Source organism: Bacillus sp. TH19, from assembly GCF_016651075.1.
In the GTDB taxonomy this organism is placed as follows: Bacteria; Bacillota; Bacilli; order Bacillales; family Bacillaceae_G; genus Bacillus_A; species Bacillus_A mycoides.
On sequence record NZ_JAEKEO010000007.1, the window covers coordinates 746,473 to 766,930 of the forward strand.

The following is a 20,458-nucleotide window of genomic DNA, read 5'->3' on the forward strand; positions in this document are numbered from 1 at the left end:
ATACGTAAGTTACGTTAAGGAGGAACTAGAAATGAAAAAGTGGGTATTTATTTCTCTTTTTATAGTATGTACAGCATGTGTAGGCTTTTATATATCACCAGTATTTCAAAAGGAGATCGATGTTAAAATTGCAGAAAAAGATTACAAAGTAAAAGCCGCGAACACTGAAAAGATAGAGGTTACAGAGGAACAAATTTATAAAGGTGATCTATTATTAGTTAATAGAGATTATCCGGTTAAAAAAGATAGTGTTAGGTCCGATATTGTCAATGTAAATCACAATAGTGAATTAGTAAGAGGCTATGTAATATTTGATAGAAATCTTCGCTTATCAGAGGGTGTTGTAAAAAAGTTTTTGAACGTTGTCGATGCAGCTGGGAAAGATGGAGTACAGCATTTCTTAATGAGTAGCGGTTACCGAGATTTTCAAGAACAAAGTAAATTATATAAAGAAATGGGATCGGATTATGCACTTCCAGCAGGATATAGTGAACATAATTTAGGGTTATCACTCGACGTTGGGTCTACTCAAAAGAAAATGGAGAAAGCTCCTGAAGGAAAATGGATTGAAGAGAACGTATGGAAGCACGGATTTGTTTTACGTTATCCGAAAAATAAAAGTGATATTACGGGCATTCAATATGAGCCGTGGCACATACGTTATGTCGGCTTACCACATAGCGCAATTATGCAAAAAAAGAAGATTACGTTAGAGGAATATTTGGACTTCTTAAAAGAGGAAAAAGAAGTTTCAACGGAGGTTGAAGGTAAGAAATATACGGTTTCTTATTATAAAGTTTCAGATCGTATGAACGTGAATGTTCCGGTGAATAAGCAGTATGAAATTTCGGGGAACAATATGGACGGGGTTATTGTGACGGTTCAAGAATAGAGAAAAAGGCTGGTCCGTTTTGGGTCAGTCTTTTGGCATATAAGAAATAGATTGCCGTTTTTTGTCGGTAAATCGATATTCCTTGTCGAATCATTGATATAATTTCCTGTACTATCAACATTTTGTGGATTGTTTTTTTATTTACCATTAAACATTATAACGTTATATTTACTTTTCTTTTTTTTCATGATACTCTAAATATGTGAAAGAGATATAAAATGAAACTTTAATGTAAGCGTATTCTTATGGCTTCTTATAGAAAAGGGTGGAAATACAATGACAGAACGATTCGTGCTACGTAATGTGAAACGTGTGAACGGGGAAGAGATTGACATTGTAATTGAAAATAATAAAATCGCACAGGTGACGAAAGCTGGTGCTGGCGAGGGTGAAAAGGTTCTTGATTACTCAGGTACTTACGTATCGAGTGGCTGGATTGATTTGCACGTTCATGCTTTTCCAGAGTTTGATCCGTATGGCGATGAGGTAGATGAAATTGGCGTTAAGCAAGGGGTAACGACAATTGTTGATGCGGGTAGCTGCGGAGCTGATCGTATTGCAGATTTAGTACAAAGTAGAGAACAGGCAAAAACGAATTTATTTGCCTTTTTAAATATTTCTCGCATCGGTTTGAAACGAATTGATGAATTATCCAATATGGAATGGATAGATAAAGAGAAAGTAATAGATGCAGTAGAAAAGTATAAAGATGTAATCGTTGGATTAAAAGCGAGAATGAGTAAAAGTGTCGTTTGTGATAGCGGAATTGAACCGCTGCACGTAGCGCGCTCTTTATCTCGTGAAACATCATTGCCGATTATGGTACATATCGGTTCAGCTCCTCCGCGTATTGAGGAAGTTGTACCTCTTTTAGAAAAAGATGATGTCATTACACATTACTTAAACGGGAAAGAAAATAATTTATTTGATGAAGAAGGCAAACCGCTACCTGTGTTGTTAGATGCAGTGAAACGTGGTGTTCATTTAGATGTTGGTCACGGTAATGCTAGTTTTTCTTTTAAAGTAGCAGAAGCCGCGAAGTGTCACGGTATTGCCTTTAATACAATTAGTACAGACATTTACCGGAAGAATCGTATACACGGTCCAGTTTACAGTATGGCTCACGTTCTTTCGAAATTCCTTTACTTGGGGTATCCGCTAGAAGAAGTAATTGATGCGGTTACGAAAAATGCGGCAGAGTGGCTGAAAAAACCAGAGCTTGGCCGTATTCAAGAAGGCGATATTGCAAACTTAACTTTATTTACGGTGAAAGATGAACCGATTACGTTAATTGATTCAGAAGGGGATCAGCGCATTGCTGAAAGAAGAATTGATACGAAAGGGGTTGTAATTAATGGGTCATTCATTGAATGCTAAGTACGGATTAAAAAGAGTGATTAATGCGAGCGGTAGAATGAGTATTTTAGGTGTATCTGCTCCGACAAATACAGTTATGGATGCGATGAAACATGGTGGACAAAATTATGTGGAAATTGCAGATTTAGTAGATAAAGCAGGAGACCATATTGCGAGAATTCTAGATTCAGAGGCAGCGGTCGTTGTGAATTCAGCATCGAGCGGAATTGCGCTTTCTATCGCTGGTATCGTTACAGAAGGAAATCGCCGCAAAAGTGAACGACTTCATCAAGAGGTCATCGCGAAAAACGAAGTGATTATGTTAAAAGGTCATAACGTTCAATACGGTGCTCCTGTTGAAACGATGATTTATTTAGGCGGCGGTAAACTTGTAGAAGTTGGCTACGCAAATGAAGGGAAAGCAGAACATATTGAAGATGCGATTGGTGAAAATACAGCAGCGATTCTATATGTGAAATCACATCATGCCGTGCAAAAAAATATGATTTCTGTTGAAGAAGCATGGGAAGTTGCGCAGCGAAATAATGTACCACTTATCGTTGATGCGGCAGCTGAAGAAGATATTCAAAAATACGTGAAGTATTCAGACCTAGCCATTTATAGCGGTTCAAAGGCGATTGAAGGACCTACTTCCGGTATTGTCGGCGGTAAACGAAAATATATTGAATGGCTAAAAGTGCAATTACATTGCATCGGAAGAAGTATGAAAGTTGGGAAAGAGACGACTTTCGGTTTACTTCAAGCGCTTGATGAGTATGGAGTAAAAGAAGATAAGAGTGAGCAAGAAAAAGAGTTGTTACAAGTGCTTATGCCGCTGAAAGAATTAAACGGTGTAAATGTAACAATCGTTCAAGATGAAGCAGGAAGAGCGATCTTTAGAGCGCGTATTCATATTAACGAGAACGAATTAAATAAAACTGCAAAAGATGTTGTGACGGCATTACGCGAAGGGGAAATCGCAATTTACACACGTGATTACGGAGTAAGACAAGGATTCTTTGATATTGATCCACGCCCACTTCAAGGTGATGACATACATGTAATTGAAGAAAAAATGAGAGAAATTGTAGGGGGAAACTAAGATGACAAACATTCAAAAACGTTTTTATAAAGGCCGCGTAGCATTAAATGTATTAGCGAACAATATCCGAAATGCGAAAGACATTTTTGAAGCAGCAGAAGGTTATGTAGTAGTCGGTGTGTTATCAAAAGACTATCCGACAGTAGAAGAAGCAGTAACTGCGATGAAAGCATATGGAAAAGAAATTGATGACGCTGTATCAATTGGACTTGGAGCAGGAGATAATCGCCAAGCGGCAGTTGTAGCTGAAATTGCGAAGCATTATCCTGGTAGTCATATTAACCAAGTGTTCCCTTCAGTTGGAGCGACGCGCGCAAATCTTGGCGGAAAAGATAGCTGGATTAATAGTTTAGTATCACCAACAGGAAAAGTAGGTTACGTAAATATTTCTACTGGTCCAATTAGTGCAGCTGGAGAAGAAAAAGCAATCGTTCCAATTAAAACAGCAATCGCACTTGTACGTGATATGGGCGGGAATTCATTGAAATACTTCCCAATGAAAGGCTTGGCTCATGAAGAAGAATATCGCGCTGTTGCGAAAGCATGTGCGGAAGAAGGATTTGCATTAGAGCCAACAGGCGGAATTGATAAAGAGAACTTTGAAACAATTGTACGTATTGCATTAGAGGCAAATGTAGAGCAAGTTATCCCGCACGTGTACTCTTCTATTATTGATAAAGAAACTGGCAATACGAAAACAGAAGATGTTCGTGAATTACTAGCGGTCGTGAAGAAGTTAGTTGATCAATATGCGTAAGAAAATTGCAGCATTCGGTGAAGTAATGATGCGCCTGCAAGTGCCAGGATATGAATTGCTGTCGCAAGCAAACACATTAAATTACTTATTTTCAGGTACAGGTGTGAACGTTGCAGCAGCACTTTCTCATCTAGGACATGAAGGTTTTCTTATTTCAACTTTACCGGAAAACTCTGTTGGGGATGCTGCGGTATCACATATTCAAAAGTTAGGCATTCAGGCACCGTTTGTTTCAAGAGGCGGTAAATATGTTGGTATGTACTTTTTAGAAAATGGATTTGGAGCACGTGCAAGCCGCGTTACATATTCGAACCGATTAGAAAGTAGTTTCAATACGGCATGTGAAGAGATGTACCAATTTGAAGAAATCGCAAAAGAAATTGATATCGTTCATTTTTGCGGGATTACCCTTGCGATGAATGATACTGTGCGCCATCATATGAAATCTTTGGCGAAGGCAGTTAAAGAAAATGGAGGCACTGTCGTTTTCGATTGCAACTATCGTCCATCGCTTTGGGGAGAAGATGGGTATGAACAGGCGAAACCTCATTATGAAAAAATGCTAGGCTTTGCCGATATTGTAATGATGAATGAAAAAGATGCGATGTTTGTTCTCGGAATGAAAACGGAAGAGACGGAGCGAGAAGCACAGCTTGTTGATCTTATTCCAAAAGTCGCTGAAATATATAATATCGCTACAATTGCTGGGACACATCGTTCTATTAATAGCGATAATACACACTCACTTCGCGGATTCATATGTAAAGATGGGACGTTCACTTTTGCCAAAACACTTACGTTTTCTGTATATGATAGAATAGGTGCTGGAGATGCTTATACGAGCGGGATTATTCATGGCGAGATAGAAGAGTTTGCACCAGAGAAAGCTGTTTCATTTGCGTCAGCAGCTGGAATGCTTGCACATACAATCGTCGGTGATACGCCAATGTCATCAGAGAAAGATATACTTCGGGCAATGACGGCATCAGTAGGTGATGTAGAAAGGTAGTGGGTGTAACGGTGAACGTAACGAGAAAAAGAGGTCCATTATATTTACAAATTAAAAATATTATTCGTGATCGAATATTACATGGTGTTTATGCCATTCATACAAATATTCCTTCTGAACCACAATTAGAAGAAGAGTTCAAAGTGAGTAAAATTACAGTGCGAAACGCAATTAAAGAACTCGTTCAAGAAGGATATTTAGAAAAGAAAAGTGGTAAAGGAACGAAAGTCATTCGAAATACTTCTGCGACAAAGCTTTCAAAGGGAAAGAAATTTACAGAAGTGTTAGTGGAAGAAGGCTATAAAGTACAAAAGAAATTGCTAAAGGCAGAAGTGGTTCATAATGAAGAAGGAACAGTACCATTTCGTTTGTTTGGTAAAGAGAGTTTTCGTATTGAGCGCCTATATGCTTTAAATGATACTCCGTACATTCATTATACGCACTATTTCTCAGCACAAATGGCAAGTACAGACTTAGCGGACTTTGACTTACAATCGCTTTATGATCTAGTCGAGGACCGTGGTATACATTTAGAAAACTTCAGAGATGAATTCGCTGTTGGATTTGCGCCTAATTTCGTTGCAGAAGCGTTAGGAGAAAAAGAGGGAACAGCGTTATTAAAACGTATGCGCTATTCTTACGATGAAGTTGGCGAAGTAATTGAATATAGTGAAGGCTACTACAATACGGAAATGCAGCATTACGTTGTAAATTATGATGTGTAAAAAATGAAGAGGGACCAATTCCCTCTTTTTCTGTAAAAAATTTTCATATCGAAGGGGGAATGGGATATGGATATATACTTATTAATCGTCACGTTAATTGCGATCGCAATTATTATTTTAGGGGTATCGTGGTGGAAGTGGCATGCATTTATTAGTTTAACAGTTGCTAGTCTATTTTTAGCTATTATGTCTGGGTTGAACTTGACCAAAATTGTTACTGCCTATGAAACTGGTGTTGGTAGTGTACTAGGGCATTTAGTTGGTATTTTGGCTCTCGGAACAATTTTAGGGAAAATGATGTCTGATTCAGGGGCTGGCATGCAAGTAGCAGATTTCTTCATTCGATTCTTCGGGGTGAAAAAATTACCTTGGGCAATGTTATTCGCCGGATTTGTTATAGGTATTCCATTATTTTTTGAAGTGGGAATCGTCATTTTATTACCACTTGTTATTTCAATTCGAAAAACAACGAAACAAAATATATTGTTAATTGCGTTACCTGTTATTGCTGGATTATCGATTGTACATGGGCTAGTGCCGCCGCATCCAGGTGCGATGACAGCAATCGGTATTTATAATGCGAATTTAGGAAAGGTACTATTGTATTCATTAATTATCGCGTTACCAACAGCAATTATCGCAGGACCGGTATTTGCAAAGTGGGTACATAAGAGGGTTATACCTGAAAATGAACCGGAGCTTGTTCGAGTTACGACAGTATCTACTGATTTGCCAAGTCGTAAAGCTTCATTCTTTATCATTTTATTACCAGTAGTTTTAATGATTTTATCAGTAGTCGCACCATATATTTCATTATCGAAAAAAATAACTGAATTTTTAGTATTTGTAGGAAGTCCGGTAATCGCTTTACTTATTTCATGTTTCGCAGCGTTTTATTTGCTTGGTATAAAACAAGGAATTAATAAAAAGATGATTAAAAAATTAACAGATGAAAGTTTACTACCTGTCGGTTCCATTATTTTAATAATTGGTGCAGGCGGTGGATTTAAACAAATATTAATTGAAAGCGGCGTTGGAACAGCCATCGCTCAAATGGCAGAACACATTTCATTATCACCAATCGTCTTAGCGTTCATGGTAGCGGGATTAATCCGAATTGCAACAGGTTCAGCTACTGTAGCATTAACGACAGCAGCTGGAATTGTTTCACCGGTTATTCAGCACATGTCTGGTGTAAATTTAGAATTACTCGTTATTGCAACCGGTGCAGGTTCATTAATGTTTTCTCACGTAAATGATGCAGGATTCTGGCTTGTAAAAGAGTATTTAGGTTTGACAGTAAAAGAAACGTTTAAAACGTGGACGGTGCTGGAGACATTGTTATCATTTATTGCATTCGGCTTTGCGCTTTTACTTAATATGTTTGTTTAGAAGAAGGGGGTGCCTATTTAAAGGTATCCTCTTTTTGTGTTGGGGCTCTTTTCATGAAACAAGCCCGTTTTTAGGAGTGCCAAGCTTCCTATTTGCCCTGAAAACATAATATAAATGGAATCCCCTCATTTAGAGCAAGACGATCTTGTTATGAATGATACTAAAGGAGGAATAGAGTAATGAGCGAAAAGTGTGAACACAGACATGATGATTGCGACCGCAGACGTGGGTGCGGAGGCGGTTTTGCGCTTCTAATCGTATTGTTTATTTTATTAATTATCATCGGTGCTAGCTGCTTCGGCGGAGGCGGTGGTTGTGGTTACGGCGGTTATGGTGGCTATGGCGGCGGCTATGGTGGATACTGCTAATTATTAAAAACTATTGAAAATAGCCTTGTGCATATTGCACAAGGCTATTTTATTCATATTTTTATATGCTGTGATAATTTATTAATGTACAGAGAGCGGATTAAGAAAAAGAAAATAATCTCGATAATCCCGAAAAAGGTGAGTACAATCAGTAACTCTTTTAGTAACGAGAAAGAAAACATGCTTTGTAAAAACTTAACCGCAAATAACGTGTGAACACCAGCAACGATGTAAGGAACGAAAAATAAAATTCCTAATTGAATCGTTGCGGAGCGAAACATTTCTGATTCAGTTAAGCCCAGTTTTGTAATCGTAATGTACTTTTGTTTTTCATTCGTTAAGTCGTTATACATACGGAAGTATAAAACGCTAGCCGCACCGATAAAGAAGATAAAGCCAAGAAATGCCCAAATAAAGAATTGAGCAACTGCATTTTCTTTATTATGGAGTAACTCATCAGTAGCTGTATAAATATTAAAAGGGACGGGAGATGCATGCTTATCGTCTTTATGTGCCTCATAATATTTTTCGGTGTCATTACTAATACTTTTTAATATATTTTTCGTTGGAATAATTGCATTTTCCCAATTATCCACGAAGTAGTTATAAACTGTAATGGTTTCAATATGAGGAATCATAGTATCGATTGCATAATCTTGCATAATAACTAAATTTGCTAATGCAAATGGTGGTGCTATTCCTTTGTTAATAAATCCCTTTATATAAAACTCCTTTTTATTGGATTCAAGCGTAATTGTATTTTGTTTTACAAATGGATTTGATACAAGGTTTAATAGCTCTGGTGAATAGCCAGAAATAATGTAAACTTCTTTTGAATCAAGGGTGATTGTAGGTCTCTTTAACTGCTTAGCAATTTCGTTATAATCACTCATTTTCATAATTGCAATCTCTTCTTTTGAAGCATTATCTTTTAAAAGCGTAAATTTATATTTTTTATATTGAAAATGAGCATTGGAAAGTTCGGATTCAATAGTATTAACGTGCTTTCGTTCAAGGGAATGATCCCCTTCTAATTTGTATGTGAAGGGAATAGGATATCGCTCTAGTATCGACGCTTTTGTATTATTATTCGCAGCAAATAGTCCGATAATAATCGTAAATGCAAGCGCAGATAGCATAGAAACGATAAAGAGTACATTAATATTACTACGGGTACGAGCAACTAAGTCTGAAATCCATAACATGTTTATTTGTTTCAAATAAAACTTTCTACGCTTCTTTAAAATATAGATAAAAAGAAGAAATGTTTGTGAAAAGAAAAAATATGTTCCGACTACTACGAGTGGCAAAATAGATAATATAATAAAGAAGACAGATCCGTTTTGCACATTTTTTTCGGTTACGTAGCCTTGTGGATAACCAGCAATATAATAACATAACCCTAAACAAGTTAAAGCAAATATCGAAATGAGTATAGACGGCCTTTTTTCGGCTGTCACTTTCTTGTTCCCTTTAATAAGATGGACTGTTTTACGAGTCCGAATAAACATAGGTGTAAATGTAGAAACGATTAAAAATAAAATGATAAACGTTACGGTTGTCACGATAATCGCTTCTGTTGGCCAATATAAATAGAGACCTTTCGCACTTGTTAATTTTGAAGTGACTAATAAGAAAAAATTAGAGAACACTAGGCCACCTTGTATACCGATAAAGATGGACAATATCCCGATTATCATGTTTTCAGTAAATAACAGTCTTTTTAATTGTTTCTGTGAGATACCGAGAATCGTGAGTATCCCGAATTGCTGCTTCCGTACATTTAAAAATGTTCCAATTGAATATAAGAGAAAGAAGAACGAGAACATAACAATCACAAGCTGTGCTGTACTCGCTAAGTTCATTAGAGGATCCCGTTCTTGAAAGCTTTGTACATTTTGTAAGCGTGGATGATACGCGTATACAGTAAATGAAAAGAAAACCATTATAGAAAAAGCACTACTTACAAAATAAGCAAAATATGCTTTAGAATTACGCGAGACATTTTTAAATGCAAATTGCCAAAACGTCATCCACGCCTTCCTCCTAATAATGCTAAAACATCTAATATTTCTTGATAAAATTTCTCGCGATATAGTCCGCGGTGTAATTCATTGTAAAGCCCACCATCTTTAATGAAAATAACGCGGTTACAATAACTTGCTGCAAACGGATCGTGAGTAACCATTAAAATTGTTGCATCTTCTTCTTTATTTAACTTCGTAAATAGTTCCATTACATCGATAGCTGCTTTTGAGTCCAAGTTTCCTGTCGGTTCATCAGCTAGTAAGAGAGAAGGGTTATGAATAACGGCACGTGCTACTGCAGTACGCTGTGCTTGTCCTCCAGAAACTTCAAAAATACGTTTGTCCAAAATATGATCAATTCCAAGCTTTTTTGAAATGTTATCGAGTTTTTCGTCCATTTCTTTTAAAGGAACATTGTCTAGCGTTAAAGGTAATACGATATTTTCACCAATTGTTAGTGTATCTAATAAGTTAAAGTTCTGGAAAACAAAACCTAACTCTTGGCGGCGGAAAATAGCTAACTTTTCTCTACGGAATGTATGCGGTTGTTTTCCGTTAATAACGACTTCTCCAGAAGTAGGTGAATCGATAGTCGAAATAACGTTTAAAAATGTGGATTTCCCACTTCCGGATGGTCCCATAATCGCAACGAATTCACCTTTATCTACGTGTAAATTTATATTTTTCAAAGCAGTATGAGGGACTTTTCCTTCATACACTTTTGAGACGTTTTTTATGTGTAATACCTCTTCCATAATAATCACCTTTCTATTTTTAAAACTTAATATGTTGTGATAACTTTTGCATATAAAAGGAACGAATTAAAAGGAAAAAGAGAATTTCAACCGTTCCAAAAATCATAAGCACGACTGTAATTTCAGCGAAGAACGAGAGATTTAATACATCTTGTAGCATCTTTGTCGCAAACATCGTATGGATGGATGCCATAATGTAAGGGACGAAGAATAAAATAGCAAGTTGGATTGTAGCAGATTGCTTCATCTCAGTTTCTGTTAAACCAATTTTTGTAATCGTTATATACTTTTCTTGCTCATTTGTTAAATCTGTATACATTCGGAAGTAAAGAACACTGCCAGCACCAATAAAGAAAATAACGCCAAGGAAAGTTCCGATTAAGAAAAAGGAAGCAACATTTAGTTTCTTGTTGTATAAAGAGTCACTTGCTTCACTTGCGTGGAACGGTGGATGTTCTGCCTGAATAGCTGCATTGTCATTATCAATTTTTGTTATAAATGCTGAACCGATATTATGTGCCTTTTCCCAATCTGGAACTTTGAAGCTATATACACTCATCTGTTTTGAAGCGGTTGATAAGGCTTCTACATTTTCATCAGATAATACGAGAAGTTGTGATATTAAGCTATTCGGGAAAGGGTTATAACTTTTATATTCCTTCACTTGTAGATGTAAAGAGTTTTGAGTAAGTGTCAGAGTATTTCTCTTTTCTTGATCAAAAACTGTTCCAATGAATTGATCATCTATGTCTTTAATAAGGATATAAGACTCATTATTACTTACGGTGAGCGTTTCCAAATTTAATGCTTTAGCAAGTACATTATAGTCACTTTGTTTAATTGCATAATAGAGCTGCGCGTTATCTTCTGCCGAAGACACTTCATATATATCCGTTTTAAATTTCTTATAAGCAAACTGCTCTTCGTTAAATTTTTGTTCTAACCAATTTAAATGTTCATCAGCTAACGTATTTTCAGTATGTGATAAATAAGTAAATGGGAAAGGGTTTTTCCTTATTTCATCAAACTTTGTGAATTTCCCAAACCCATATAAGAATGTAATCATTGTGAAAGCGAGTGTCGATAACATCGTCACGATAAAGAGCATGTTAATATTTGTCCGAATCCGAGTTGCTAAATCAGAAACCCAAAGCATATTAATACGTTTCATATAAAATTTTCTTCTCGTCTTTAATATGCGAATGAGTAAGAAGCTAATTTGTGAGAAGAAAAAATATGTCCCAGCTGCAGCAAGTGATGGGATGACAAATATACAGGAGGCAGCGTACAAAAGCCCAGCGATATCTCCTAGTGACATAAAATATAGTGGGTTTGCTGCTAAAACATATCCAGATATTAAACATATCGCACCAAAGAGAGAGATGAGTACAGATGCTTTTCTTTCTTTTTGTTTTGTTCCTTCTTTTAAAAGACGTACAGCTTTTCTCGTACGGATTAGCATCGGTGTAAAAGATGATACGAGAATGAAGAGTCCAAGAAAGATAACTATAGTTAAAACGATAGCAGCTGTAGGCCACCAATATAAATATAAACCAGGCACATGCGTAATTTTGGCGGTAATTAATAAAAAGAACTGTGAAAAGACAAGGCCAAATTGAATGCCGAAAAATATGGATAGGCCACCAATTAGCATGTTTTCTAGAAATACGAGCCTCTTTAATTGCTTTGGAGATATGCCAAGTACTGTTAAAATCCCGAACTGTTTTTTTCGTACTTTTAAGAAAGTACCGATTGAATATAGTAAAAAGAAAAATGAAAAGAATACAATGACAACTTCTGAGATTGTCATTAATATGTTCAGAGCAGCATTCACGCCTGTCATATGCAATTTAGGATGAAATAAATAAACTGCAAACGAGAAGAAAATTGCAATGGAAAACGCACTACTTACAAAATAGGCGAAATAAGCTCTGGCGTTCCGCGTCACGTTTTTAAATGCAAACTGCCAAAATGTCATGCGCCTAAACCTCCTAATAGAGTGAAGAAGAAAAGGATATAAGAGATACCCTTTTCCTGTACTAATATATTCATAAAACTTAACCATTCGTATACTCTGATAACTTTTGCATGTAAAAGGAACGAATGAATAAGAAAAAGACGATTTCAACTATGCCAAAAATAATAAGAACGGCTGAAATTTCTTTGAATAGTGATAAATCAATTACATCTTGAAGCATTTTTGTTGCGAACATTGTATGAATGGATGCCATAACATATGGAACGAAAAATAAAATGCTAAGTTGAATGGTTGCAGATCGTTTCATCTCTGCATTTGTTACACCAATTTTTGAAATTGCTACATATTTTTCTTGTTCGTTTGTTAAATCTGTATACATTCTGAAGTAAAGAACGCTACCTGCTCCAATAAAGAAAATGACACCTAAGAATGTCCCGATTAGGAAGTATGCAGCACTTCCTGATGTGATTCTATATAATGAGTCTGCTGATTCATAGGGGCGGATAAGGGGGCCTTCGTATTGGAATTCCTGTCGATCTTTTTGTATTTTTTTCATAAAATCATTAGCAATTTTATACGTCTTTTCCCAATTTTGTACGTTATAATTGTACGCTGATATATGCTTTGTTGTACTTGGTAAGTTGTTTACAACAACATCAGGTAAAATTAAAGTTTGATATGAAAAGTTAGATGGAATGGCCCCTACTTGTTCATAGCCCTTTACTTGTAATATCGTATTTGTGCTAGAAAGTGTAATGGATTTTCTATTGAAGCTTGGCTCAAATTGGCTAAATAAGGTGAAATAAGCGCTATCGCTTAAGACATATGCTTCGTTATCGCTCATGAATAGTTGTTTCATTCGTAGGGAAGCTGCAAGTTTATTATAGTCACTTTGTTTCATTGCATAGACGTCATTGTAAGCCGTTATACCTTCATCTTCTTTCAGTGGTGTTTCATATAAATCAGCTTCTATCTTTTTATAAGAGAAATTTTCTTTTTGTAACTGCTGTTCAAGCCAAGTTAAATGCTTGTTAGCAAAAGGATTTGCGTCATATGAAAAATAAGAAAATGGAAAAGGTGAACTTCTCGTAACATCTAGCTTTGTAAACTTTCCAAATCCATATAGAAATGTAATCATTGTGAAGGCTATTGTAGATAGCATCGCTACAATAAAAAGCATATTGATATTCGTGCGAATACGACTTGCTAAATCCGAAATCCAAAGCATATTAATACGTTTCATATAAAAATTTCTTCTTTTCTTTAAAATATAAATAAGTAAGAAACTAATTTGAGAAAAGAAAAAATATGTCCCAATTGTAACAAGTGCTGGAATCACAAAAATACTTGAAACCATATATATAACGCCTACTTGCGGGTTTATTGAGAAAAAATATTTAGGGTTTACAGCTAAAATATAACCACCTAATAAACAGATAGCACCAAATAGAGAAATGGATATGGATGGTTTTCTTTCTTTTTGTTTTACATTGTTTGTTTTTAAAAGGTGCACTGCTTTTTTTGTTCGAATAAGCATTGGTGTGAATGCAGATACAGCGATAAAGAGACCAAGAAACACAATCGTTGTTAAAATGAAAGCATTCGTAGGTATATATAAATATATCCCTGGTAGGTGTGTAATTTTCGCTGTCACTAATAAGAAAAATTGTGAAAATACAAATCCAAACTGCATACCGAAAAAGATAGATAAAATACCAATTAGCATATTTTCAGTGAAAACGAGTCGATGTAATTGCTTTTTTGATATACCTAAAACAGTTAAAATCCCAAATTGCTTTTTACGAACCTTTAAAAACGATCCGATTGAATAGAGTAAAAAAAAGAACGAGAACAAAACAATAACAACTTCTGAAAAAATCATTAATCCTGAAATTTCAGAGATCATAGTGGAATTTTGTAATTTTGGATGAAACAAATAAACAGCGAATGAAAAGAACACAGCAATGGAAAAGGAACTGCTTAAAAAATAGGCAAAATAAGCTCTTGAGTTGCGCGTTACATTTTTAAATGCAAACTGCCAAAATGTCATAATATATGCCTCCCGTTAGCAGGCCGATATGTAGTCTTATTGCAAAAAATGTATGAGAGTAAGTTCTCATACATTTTGCTAGCATATGTTATGGTCATGCTTCGGTCACCTTCTCCGTGTTTTCTGCTTGATTGTTTGCAGCGTTGTGGAAGATGATTTTAATCGTCGTTCCTTTACCAACTTCAGAGTCTAGTTTCACAGAGTGACCTAAATAATCACAAATTTTACTTACAATATAAAGCCCCATACCAGTAGATTCTCCGAATGCACGACCGTTTTTTCCAGTGTAAAAAGGTTCAAATACTCTTCGAATATCTTCTTGCGGAATACCAACGCCTTCGTCACGAACTTCCAAAATAATATCTTTACCATTGCGATAAGCTGATAAGAAAACTTTCTTTCCGCGCTCACCAGAGTAGCGAACTGCATTTGTCATTAACTGATAAATGATGAACTTTAGCCATTTCGCATCAGAAGCAACCTTTAAATCTGAATGAACTTCTAAAACGGGGAAGACTCCGTTTCGAATGAATAATTCTTTCAACCCGTTAATATTTTTTGTCACAGCATCTTTTAATGAAATCGTCTCAACATGGAAGTCTTCATGGAAGTTATTTAGCCTTGCCATATATAAAGCCATATCGAGTCCTTGATTTAATCGTTCTAATTCTTTTTTGAATTTCGGGATTAAATGTTCATCTTCCATTTCAAGCACCATAAGCTGCATAACAGAAACAGGCGTTTTCATTTGATGCACCCAATGATTAATAAATAACTGGTGTTCTTGCTGCTTTACTTCGAATGTTTGTAGGTCTTTTTGGAATAGACGATATTGCGTACGAACGAGCTCGTTTACACTGTGGGGCATAGGAGCAGTCGCTCTTTCAATAAACGCATCTTCCATTTTCTCTGGTGGTTCACTTAATCTGTGGTACATTCTACGGTTACGAACGTAACGATAAGCGAGGAAACAGATGAATAAGTATAAGCTTAAAACGATGAAGTAAAACTTATTATTTTGAAATCCGTCTACTGCATCATAAAGAACGAAAATGATTCCGAAGTTTAATACATATAGTAGGAAAAATGCAAAATGATCACGTAAAAATAGCTTCATGTTTATTCACTCCAAGTTGCGTTAAAACGATACCCAAGTCCACGTACTGTTTCAATAGCATTTTCAATACCAAGCTCATTGAACTTTTTACGAAGACGCGTGATGTTTACGTTTAATGTATTTTCCTCAACGAAGCTTTCGTCGTCCCAAAGAGCGGCTAGTAAATCTTCACGACTCGCTGTACGCGGGAATTTAGATAATAGCATTTCTGCTAAAATAGCTTCTTTCTTCGTTAAAAGAACTTGCTCAGCTCCAAAATGAATTTCTGGACGCTCAGGGAATAGTTTTAGTCCTTCAACCTCAACGATACGTTCAGAAATATTTGGTGCATAATCACCGTAAATACGGCGTAATTGACCTTTGATTTTCGCCATTACAACGTCGTAGTGGAACGGCTTCGTAATATAATCATCCGCACCGCTTTCAATCGCCATAATTTGTTCCATTTCACCAGCACGAGCTGAAATGAAAATAATTGGACAAGTAGATTCATGACGAATTTGACGGCACCAGTAGAAACCATCGAATTTCGGTAAGTTTACATCAAGTAAAACAAGATGTGGTTTCACGGCGTTAAACGATTCCATAATATCATCGAAGTTCTCTGCAACAACAGCATCATAGCCGTATTTTTGAATGTGAGATTGCAGTAATGATGAAATATTTGGATCGTCTTCAACGATTAAAATTTTATACATATGTATATTCCTCCTCAAAAAAACAATTGTAGCTATAGTGTACCATGTGTTTCACGTCTTTTCATTATGTTGAAATATAAGCTAGTAAACAGTATAGGTCAAAAGTGGAAAAAGTAAAAAGGGCCGTATATATAATTGACAATTAACTGAAATCATTTTAACATTTAGATAAATATCTAAATGTCTAATTATCGAAAGGAAGAAAGACATTGAACCAAGCATTCAAAGCATTAGCAGACCCAACAAGGCGAAAAATTTTAGATTTATTAAAAGAAGGCGATTTAACTGCTGGCGAAATTGCTGAACAGTTCAATATGACAAAGCCAAGTATTTCTCATCACCTAAATGCGCTTAAAAATGCTGAACTTATCCAAGATGAAAAAAGAGGGCAATTCGTTATGTATTCTTTGAACACAACTGTATTTCAGGATTTATTGACTTGGGTGTTTACGTTTACGAATAAGGGGGAAGAGGGGAAATGAGGAAGCATCTTATCGCAATTATATTAATTCTTATAACTTGTATCGCATGGGCGTTTGCTTGGCCACATTTGCCAGAAGAAGTTCCGAGTCATTGGAACATTGCTGGTGAAGTAGATGGATATATGTCAAAAATGGGAATGATGATTTTTGATGTAGCAATTATGGTTTTTATATATGTATTAGTGACTGTATTACCTAAGATCGATCCGAAGTACGATAACTATAAAAAATTTCCTAAAGCACTTGGAAGGATAAATGGAGCAATTTTATTTTTCTTATTTACTATTAATATGATGACACTAGCAAATGGTTTAGGATATAACGTTCCAATTGGAATTGTTGTGAACATAATGGTCGGTATCCTTTTCGTTGTACTCGGCAATTATATGCAGCAATGTAAACCAAATTTTTTCATAGGTATTAAGACACCATGGACTTTAAGTAGTGAAAATGTATGGAGAAAAACGCATAGGATAGGATCAAAGATTATGATGATTGGTGGTATTGTAATCATATTTTCCTCGTTTCTTCCGGGAATGTGGAAGATGATTTGTTTGTTAAGCGTTGTCGTTGTACTGGTTGTTGGTACGATGGTTTATTCCTATGTTGTTTATAAGAAAGAGATAGGGGCTTAATATAAAATTTATGGGGGAGAGAGGATGAAAAGACACGTATTACCATGGAGTTTAATTATTGCAATTGCAATTGGCTGGTACATTGTATGGCCTTATTTACCGAAACAAATTCCACGTCATTATAATGCTGCAGGAATGGTAGATGGATATTTTTCTAAAGTAGAAGCGAGTTCAGTTTCAATAGGTAGTATGGTGTTGCTGTATTTGATATGGCTAGCTATGGGGTATATTGATGTAACGAAAGATAAGTATAAACAGCATGCTAAAGTCCTTTCTGCAATCCATTATGCCATTCTTTTGATAGGGTTCGGCTGTAATATATTTGCGCTATTAGCAGTGTCTAATTATATTGCATCGGGCTCCATTGCATTTAATTTCGGACTTGGAACATTGTTTTTAGTACTCGGCAATTATATGCAACAAACGAAGCCAAATGGCTTAGTAGGAATCCGGATGGACTGGACATTAGAAAATCCTGTAGTTTGGAGAAAAACACACAGATTTGCTTCGAAGGTATTTGTAATAGGTGCACTTTGTATATATGCTGGGGCGGTACTTCCAGATCCATTCAATATTTTTATGGCAATTGGAATAATATTAGTATGCATCTTCATATCAACGATAAAGTCATATGTTATTTATAAAAAAGAAATGCAATTGTGAGCAATAAGCGATTGAACTACACTAATCAAATTTAATATTTATAGTTTTTATGTGTTAACAGGTTCTAATACTCAGTGAGGATAAAAAACTTACTGAGTAAAATTAAAGGCTTTTCAGTCTGAATATTTCGTTTTTAATCCAAGGGATAGTTTGGGGGAAATCACATGTTAGAAATTATAAATTTTAGCAAGACATACAAAGGTGGCAAAAAAGCAGTAGATCAGTTAAATATTACTGTTCAAGCAGGAGATATCTTTGGATTTATTGGGCATAACGGTGCGGGGAAAAGCACCACGATTAAGTCGTTAGTAGGAGTTATAGATTTTGAAGAGGGTGAAATTTTTGTTGATGGACATTCAGTAAAAAAGGATCCGATTGCATGTAAAAGAGTAATGGCGTATATTCCAGATAATCCAGATTTATATGAGCAATTAACAGGAATTCAATATTTAAACTTTGTTGCGGATGTTTTTAAGGTGTCTGCAAAAGAGCGGGAAAAGGAGATACAAAAGTATGGAGATGCTTTTGAGATTACACCGTACCTAGGTGATTTAATATCTTCTTATTCACATGGTATGAAACAAAAAGTGGCGATTATATCAGCGGTTTTGCATAAACCGAAATTATTAGTTTTAGATGAACCTTTCGTTGGTCTTGATCCAAAGGCTGCTGTAGTGTTGAAAGGTATTATTAAGGAGCTTTGTGAAAAGGGAAGTGCGATTTTCTTTTCTACGCATGTTTTAGATGTGGCGGAGAAGTTATGTAATAAAATAGCGATGATTAATAGAGGGAAATTAGCACTTTCAGGGGAAGTGAATTCTTTAATAAAGGAAGGTTCATTGGAAGAGCTCTTTATGAAGGAGCTTGCTAATGAATATTAGTAGTCTAGATCTTTTAAAAATCCGCTTGATAACACAGCTTGGTTTAAATACTTTTAAATACGAAAAAGATAAAAAGAAGAAGCAGAATAAGATTTTGTTGTCAGTGTCTATTGCCTTGGTGGGTGTCATGTTAATGCTATATTGTGGTGCCTCAGCATATGGGTTGGTGAGCTTGGAAATAAGTGGAATTATCCCAGTTTATGCATTAGTTATTAGCAGTGTATTGACGTTGTTTTTCACTATATTTAAGGCAAACGGAGAGATTTTTGCTTTTAAGGACTACGACCTTTTAATGTCATTACCGATTCGTGTAAGTACTGTTATTACAAGTAGGTTTTTGTATTTATATTTGCTGAATACGATCTTTTCAATCATAATCATGCTACCAATGGGAGTTGTTTATGGCATACATGAGAAGCCATCAGTTTCTTTTTACTTTATGTGGTTCATCAGTATGTTTATAGCATCTTTAATTCCAACAACAATCGCAGCGGTCTTTGGAGCTGCGATTACGGCAATCGCTTCTAAATTTAAAAATACGAATAAAATAACTACGACTTTAAGTTTTATAGTAATTATTACATTCGGTTTCTTTATGCTAAAAAGCGGAAATGCTCAATATAGTCTTAATGATATGAACGGAATAGGTACAATTATTTCAGAGCAACTAACTAAAGTGTATCCATTAGCTAACATGTTTCAAAAAGCAATTGTTCATGCTGATATTGTAGCTTTCATCCTGTTTGTTGGGATATCGGTTATTTGGTATTATCTTTTTGTAAAAATCCTTTCGTTAAAATATAAGCAAATAAATACAGAGATTACCACTTATCATATGCTTTCAAATTATGAAATTCATAGCATGAGAAAAGAAAGTGTATTGGCCGCATTGTATAAAAAAGAACTGAAGCGTTTCTTTTCTTCTACAGTGTATGTGTTAAATAGCGGAATGGGAGTTGTGATGGCGCTAGCTTTTGCACTAGCTATAGTTGTAGTAGGGCCAAGTCAATTAATAGCGTATCCTGGAATTGAGCCTCTGTTGCAAAAGATTGCTCCATTTGCTATTTCAGCAGCGATTTCGATGACGTGTACAACATGTGTATCATTGTCATTAGAAGGAAAAAATGTATGGATTATTAAGTCGTTGCCTATAGCGCCAAAGATGATTTATGACAGTAAAATTCTTATGAATCTTTCATTAAGTATACCTGCATCACTTATTAGTGCTGTATTACTGATAATAGGGTTAAAACTAGATGTTTGGAGTTCTCTTTTCATCGTAATAACACCGATAACATATTCATTATTTTCGGCAGTATGGGGGATTTTTATTAATAATCGATTTGGTTATTATGATTGGGTATCAGAAACTCAAGTAGTAAAACAAAGTATAGGATCGTTTGTCGGTATGTTCGGTGGCTTAATTATGGCTGTTATACCTGCCTTGTTAATCGGTACTGCTACGATCTCGAACTACAGAGTGTTTACTTTTGGAGTTGTTATAGTACTTACGATTGTTACTATTTTCTTGTATAATAACGAGTCGAGAAGAAGTATAAAATAAAGTTAAT

At 35.6% G+C, this 20,458-nt stretch carries 19 protein-coding genes; 13 read left to right on the plus strand and 6 right to left on the minus strand.

Going from position 1 to position 20,458, the window contains the following annotated elements; translation table 11 throughout:
- Positions 1-31 precede the first annotated feature (31 nt).
- The 8 genes from JFU54_RS07545 to JFU54_RS07580 all read left to right on the plus strand — a co-directional run bounded on the left by JFU54_RS07545 (position 32) and on the right by JFU54_RS07580 (position 7,601).
- Positions 32-892 carry a M15 family metallopeptidase gene (locus JFU54_RS07545; RefSeq protein WP_201064095.1) on the plus strand — a complete coding sequence of 287 codons (861 nt, stop codon included), beginning with the start codon at positions 32-34 and terminating at the stop codon, positions 890-892.
- 276 nt (positions 893-1,168) lie between these two features.
- On the plus strand, positions 1,169-2,269 hold the full coding sequence (locus tag JFU54_RS07550) for an amidohydrolase/deacetylase family metallohydrolase (protein ID WP_193652268.1): 1,101 nt from the start codon (positions 1,169-1,171) through the stop codon (positions 2,267-2,269).
- Entirely contained in the window at positions 2,247-3,350 is a 1,104-nt protein-coding gene (locus JFU54_RS07555) for a DgaE family pyridoxal phosphate-dependent ammonia lyase (RefSeq protein WP_016095904.1), read from the plus strand. The genes JFU54_RS07550 and JFU54_RS07555 overlap by 23 nt, the downstream gene beginning before the upstream one ends.
- A gap of 1 nt (position 3,351) precedes the next feature.
- Entirely contained in the window at positions 3,352-4,107 is a 756-nt protein-coding gene (gene dagF / locus JFU54_RS07560; protein WP_000181936.1) for a 2-dehydro-3-deoxy-phosphogluconate aldolase, read from the plus strand.
- On the plus strand, positions 4,100-5,116 hold the full coding sequence (locus JFU54_RS07565) for a sugar kinase (protein ID WP_201064097.1): 1,017 nt from the start codon (positions 4,100-4,102) through the stop codon (positions 5,114-5,116). The genes dagF and JFU54_RS07565 overlap by 8 nt, the downstream gene beginning before the upstream one ends.
- The gene (locus JFU54_RS07570; RefSeq protein ID WP_002015828.1) at positions 5,116-5,841 is read left to right on the plus strand and encodes a GntR family transcriptional regulator; all 726 of its coding nucleotides are present in this window, start codon (positions 5,116-5,118) and stop codon (positions 5,839-5,841) included. The genes JFU54_RS07565 and JFU54_RS07570 overlap by 1 nt, the downstream gene beginning before the upstream one ends.
- 66 nt (positions 5,842-5,907) lie before the next feature.
- On the plus strand, positions 5,908-7,233 hold the full coding sequence (gntP, locus tag JFU54_RS07575) for a gluconate permease GntP (protein ID WP_201064099.1): 1,326 nt from the start codon (positions 5,908-5,910) through the stop codon (positions 7,231-7,233).
- A 179-nt stretch (positions 7,234-7,412) separates the two neighbouring features.
- Positions 7,413-7,601: a YjcZ family sporulation protein gene (locus JFU54_RS07580; RefSeq protein ID WP_002199009.1), complete on the plus strand. Its 189-nt coding sequence runs from the start codon at positions 7,413-7,415 to the stop codon at positions 7,599-7,601.
- Between the two features lie 53 nt (positions 7,602-7,654).
- Here the strand turns inward: JFU54_RS07580 and JFU54_RS07585 are convergent, their stop codons facing one another.
- The 6 genes from JFU54_RS07585 to JFU54_RS07610 form a co-directional block, all read right to left on the minus strand.
- Complete coding sequence (locus JFU54_RS07585) at positions 7,655-9,634, minus strand: FtsX-like permease family protein (protein ID WP_002143552.1); 1,980 nt, start codon at positions 9,632-9,634, stop codon at positions 7,655-7,657.
- Entirely contained in the window at positions 9,631-10,383 is a 753-nt protein-coding gene (locus tag JFU54_RS07590; RefSeq protein ID WP_002164884.1) for an ABC transporter ATP-binding protein, read from the minus strand. The genes JFU54_RS07585 and JFU54_RS07590 overlap by 4 nt, the downstream gene beginning before the upstream one ends.
- A gap of 19 nt (positions 10,384-10,402) precedes the next feature.
- Positions 10,403-12,361: an FtsX-like permease family protein gene (locus tag JFU54_RS07595; protein WP_063218170.1), complete on the minus strand. Its 1,959-nt coding sequence runs from the start codon at positions 12,359-12,361 to the stop codon at positions 10,403-10,405.
- Between the two features lie 79 nt (positions 12,362-12,440).
- Positions 12,441-14,411 (minus strand): FtsX-like permease family protein, encoded by a 1,971-nt coding sequence (locus tag JFU54_RS07600; RefSeq protein WP_078184706.1) that lies wholly within the window; start codon positions 14,409-14,411, stop codon positions 12,441-12,443.
- A 94-nt stretch (positions 14,412-14,505) separates the two neighbouring features.
- Positions 14,506-15,528, minus strand: coding sequence for a sensor histidine kinase (locus JFU54_RS07605; protein ID WP_002167488.1), 1,023 nt, complete (start codon positions 15,526-15,528; stop codon positions 14,506-14,508).
- 2 nt (positions 15,529-15,530) lie between these two features.
- Positions 15,531-16,226, minus strand: coding sequence for a response regulator transcription factor (locus tag JFU54_RS07610; protein ID WP_000276730.1), 696 nt, complete (start codon positions 16,224-16,226; stop codon positions 15,531-15,533).
- Positions 16,227-16,435: 209 nt separating this feature from the next.
- On the opposite strand from JFU54_RS07610, the gene JFU54_RS07615 reads away from it, so the two are divergent.
- From JFU54_RS07615 to JFU54_RS07635, 5 genes are all read left to right on the plus strand, one after another.
- On the plus strand, positions 16,436-16,708 hold the full coding sequence (locus JFU54_RS07615) for an autorepressor SdpR family transcription factor (protein ID WP_002089211.1): 273 nt from the start codon (positions 16,436-16,438) through the stop codon (positions 16,706-16,708).
- Positions 16,705-17,343: an SdpI family protein gene (locus JFU54_RS07620; protein ID WP_201064102.1), complete on the plus strand. Its 639-nt coding sequence runs from the start codon at positions 16,705-16,707 to the stop codon at positions 17,341-17,343. Before JFU54_RS07615 ends, JFU54_RS07620 begins: the two co-directional genes overlap by 4 nt.
- 24 nt (positions 17,344-17,367) lie before the next feature.
- Positions 17,368-18,006, plus strand: a complete 639-nt coding sequence (locus JFU54_RS07625; RefSeq protein ID WP_201064104.1) for an SdpI family protein — start codon at positions 17,368-17,370, stop codon at positions 18,004-18,006.
- Positions 18,007-18,170: 164 nt separating this feature from the next.
- Positions 18,171-18,887, plus strand: a complete 717-nt coding sequence (locus JFU54_RS07630; protein ID WP_201064106.1) for an ABC transporter ATP-binding protein — start codon at positions 18,171-18,173, stop codon at positions 18,885-18,887.
- Complete coding sequence (locus tag JFU54_RS07635; protein WP_201064108.1) at positions 18,877-20,451, plus strand: permease; 1,575 nt, start codon at positions 18,877-18,879, stop codon at positions 20,449-20,451. The genes JFU54_RS07630 and JFU54_RS07635 overlap by 11 nt, the downstream gene beginning before the upstream one ends.
- The last annotated feature ends 7 nt before the right edge of the window (positions 20,452-20,458 follow it).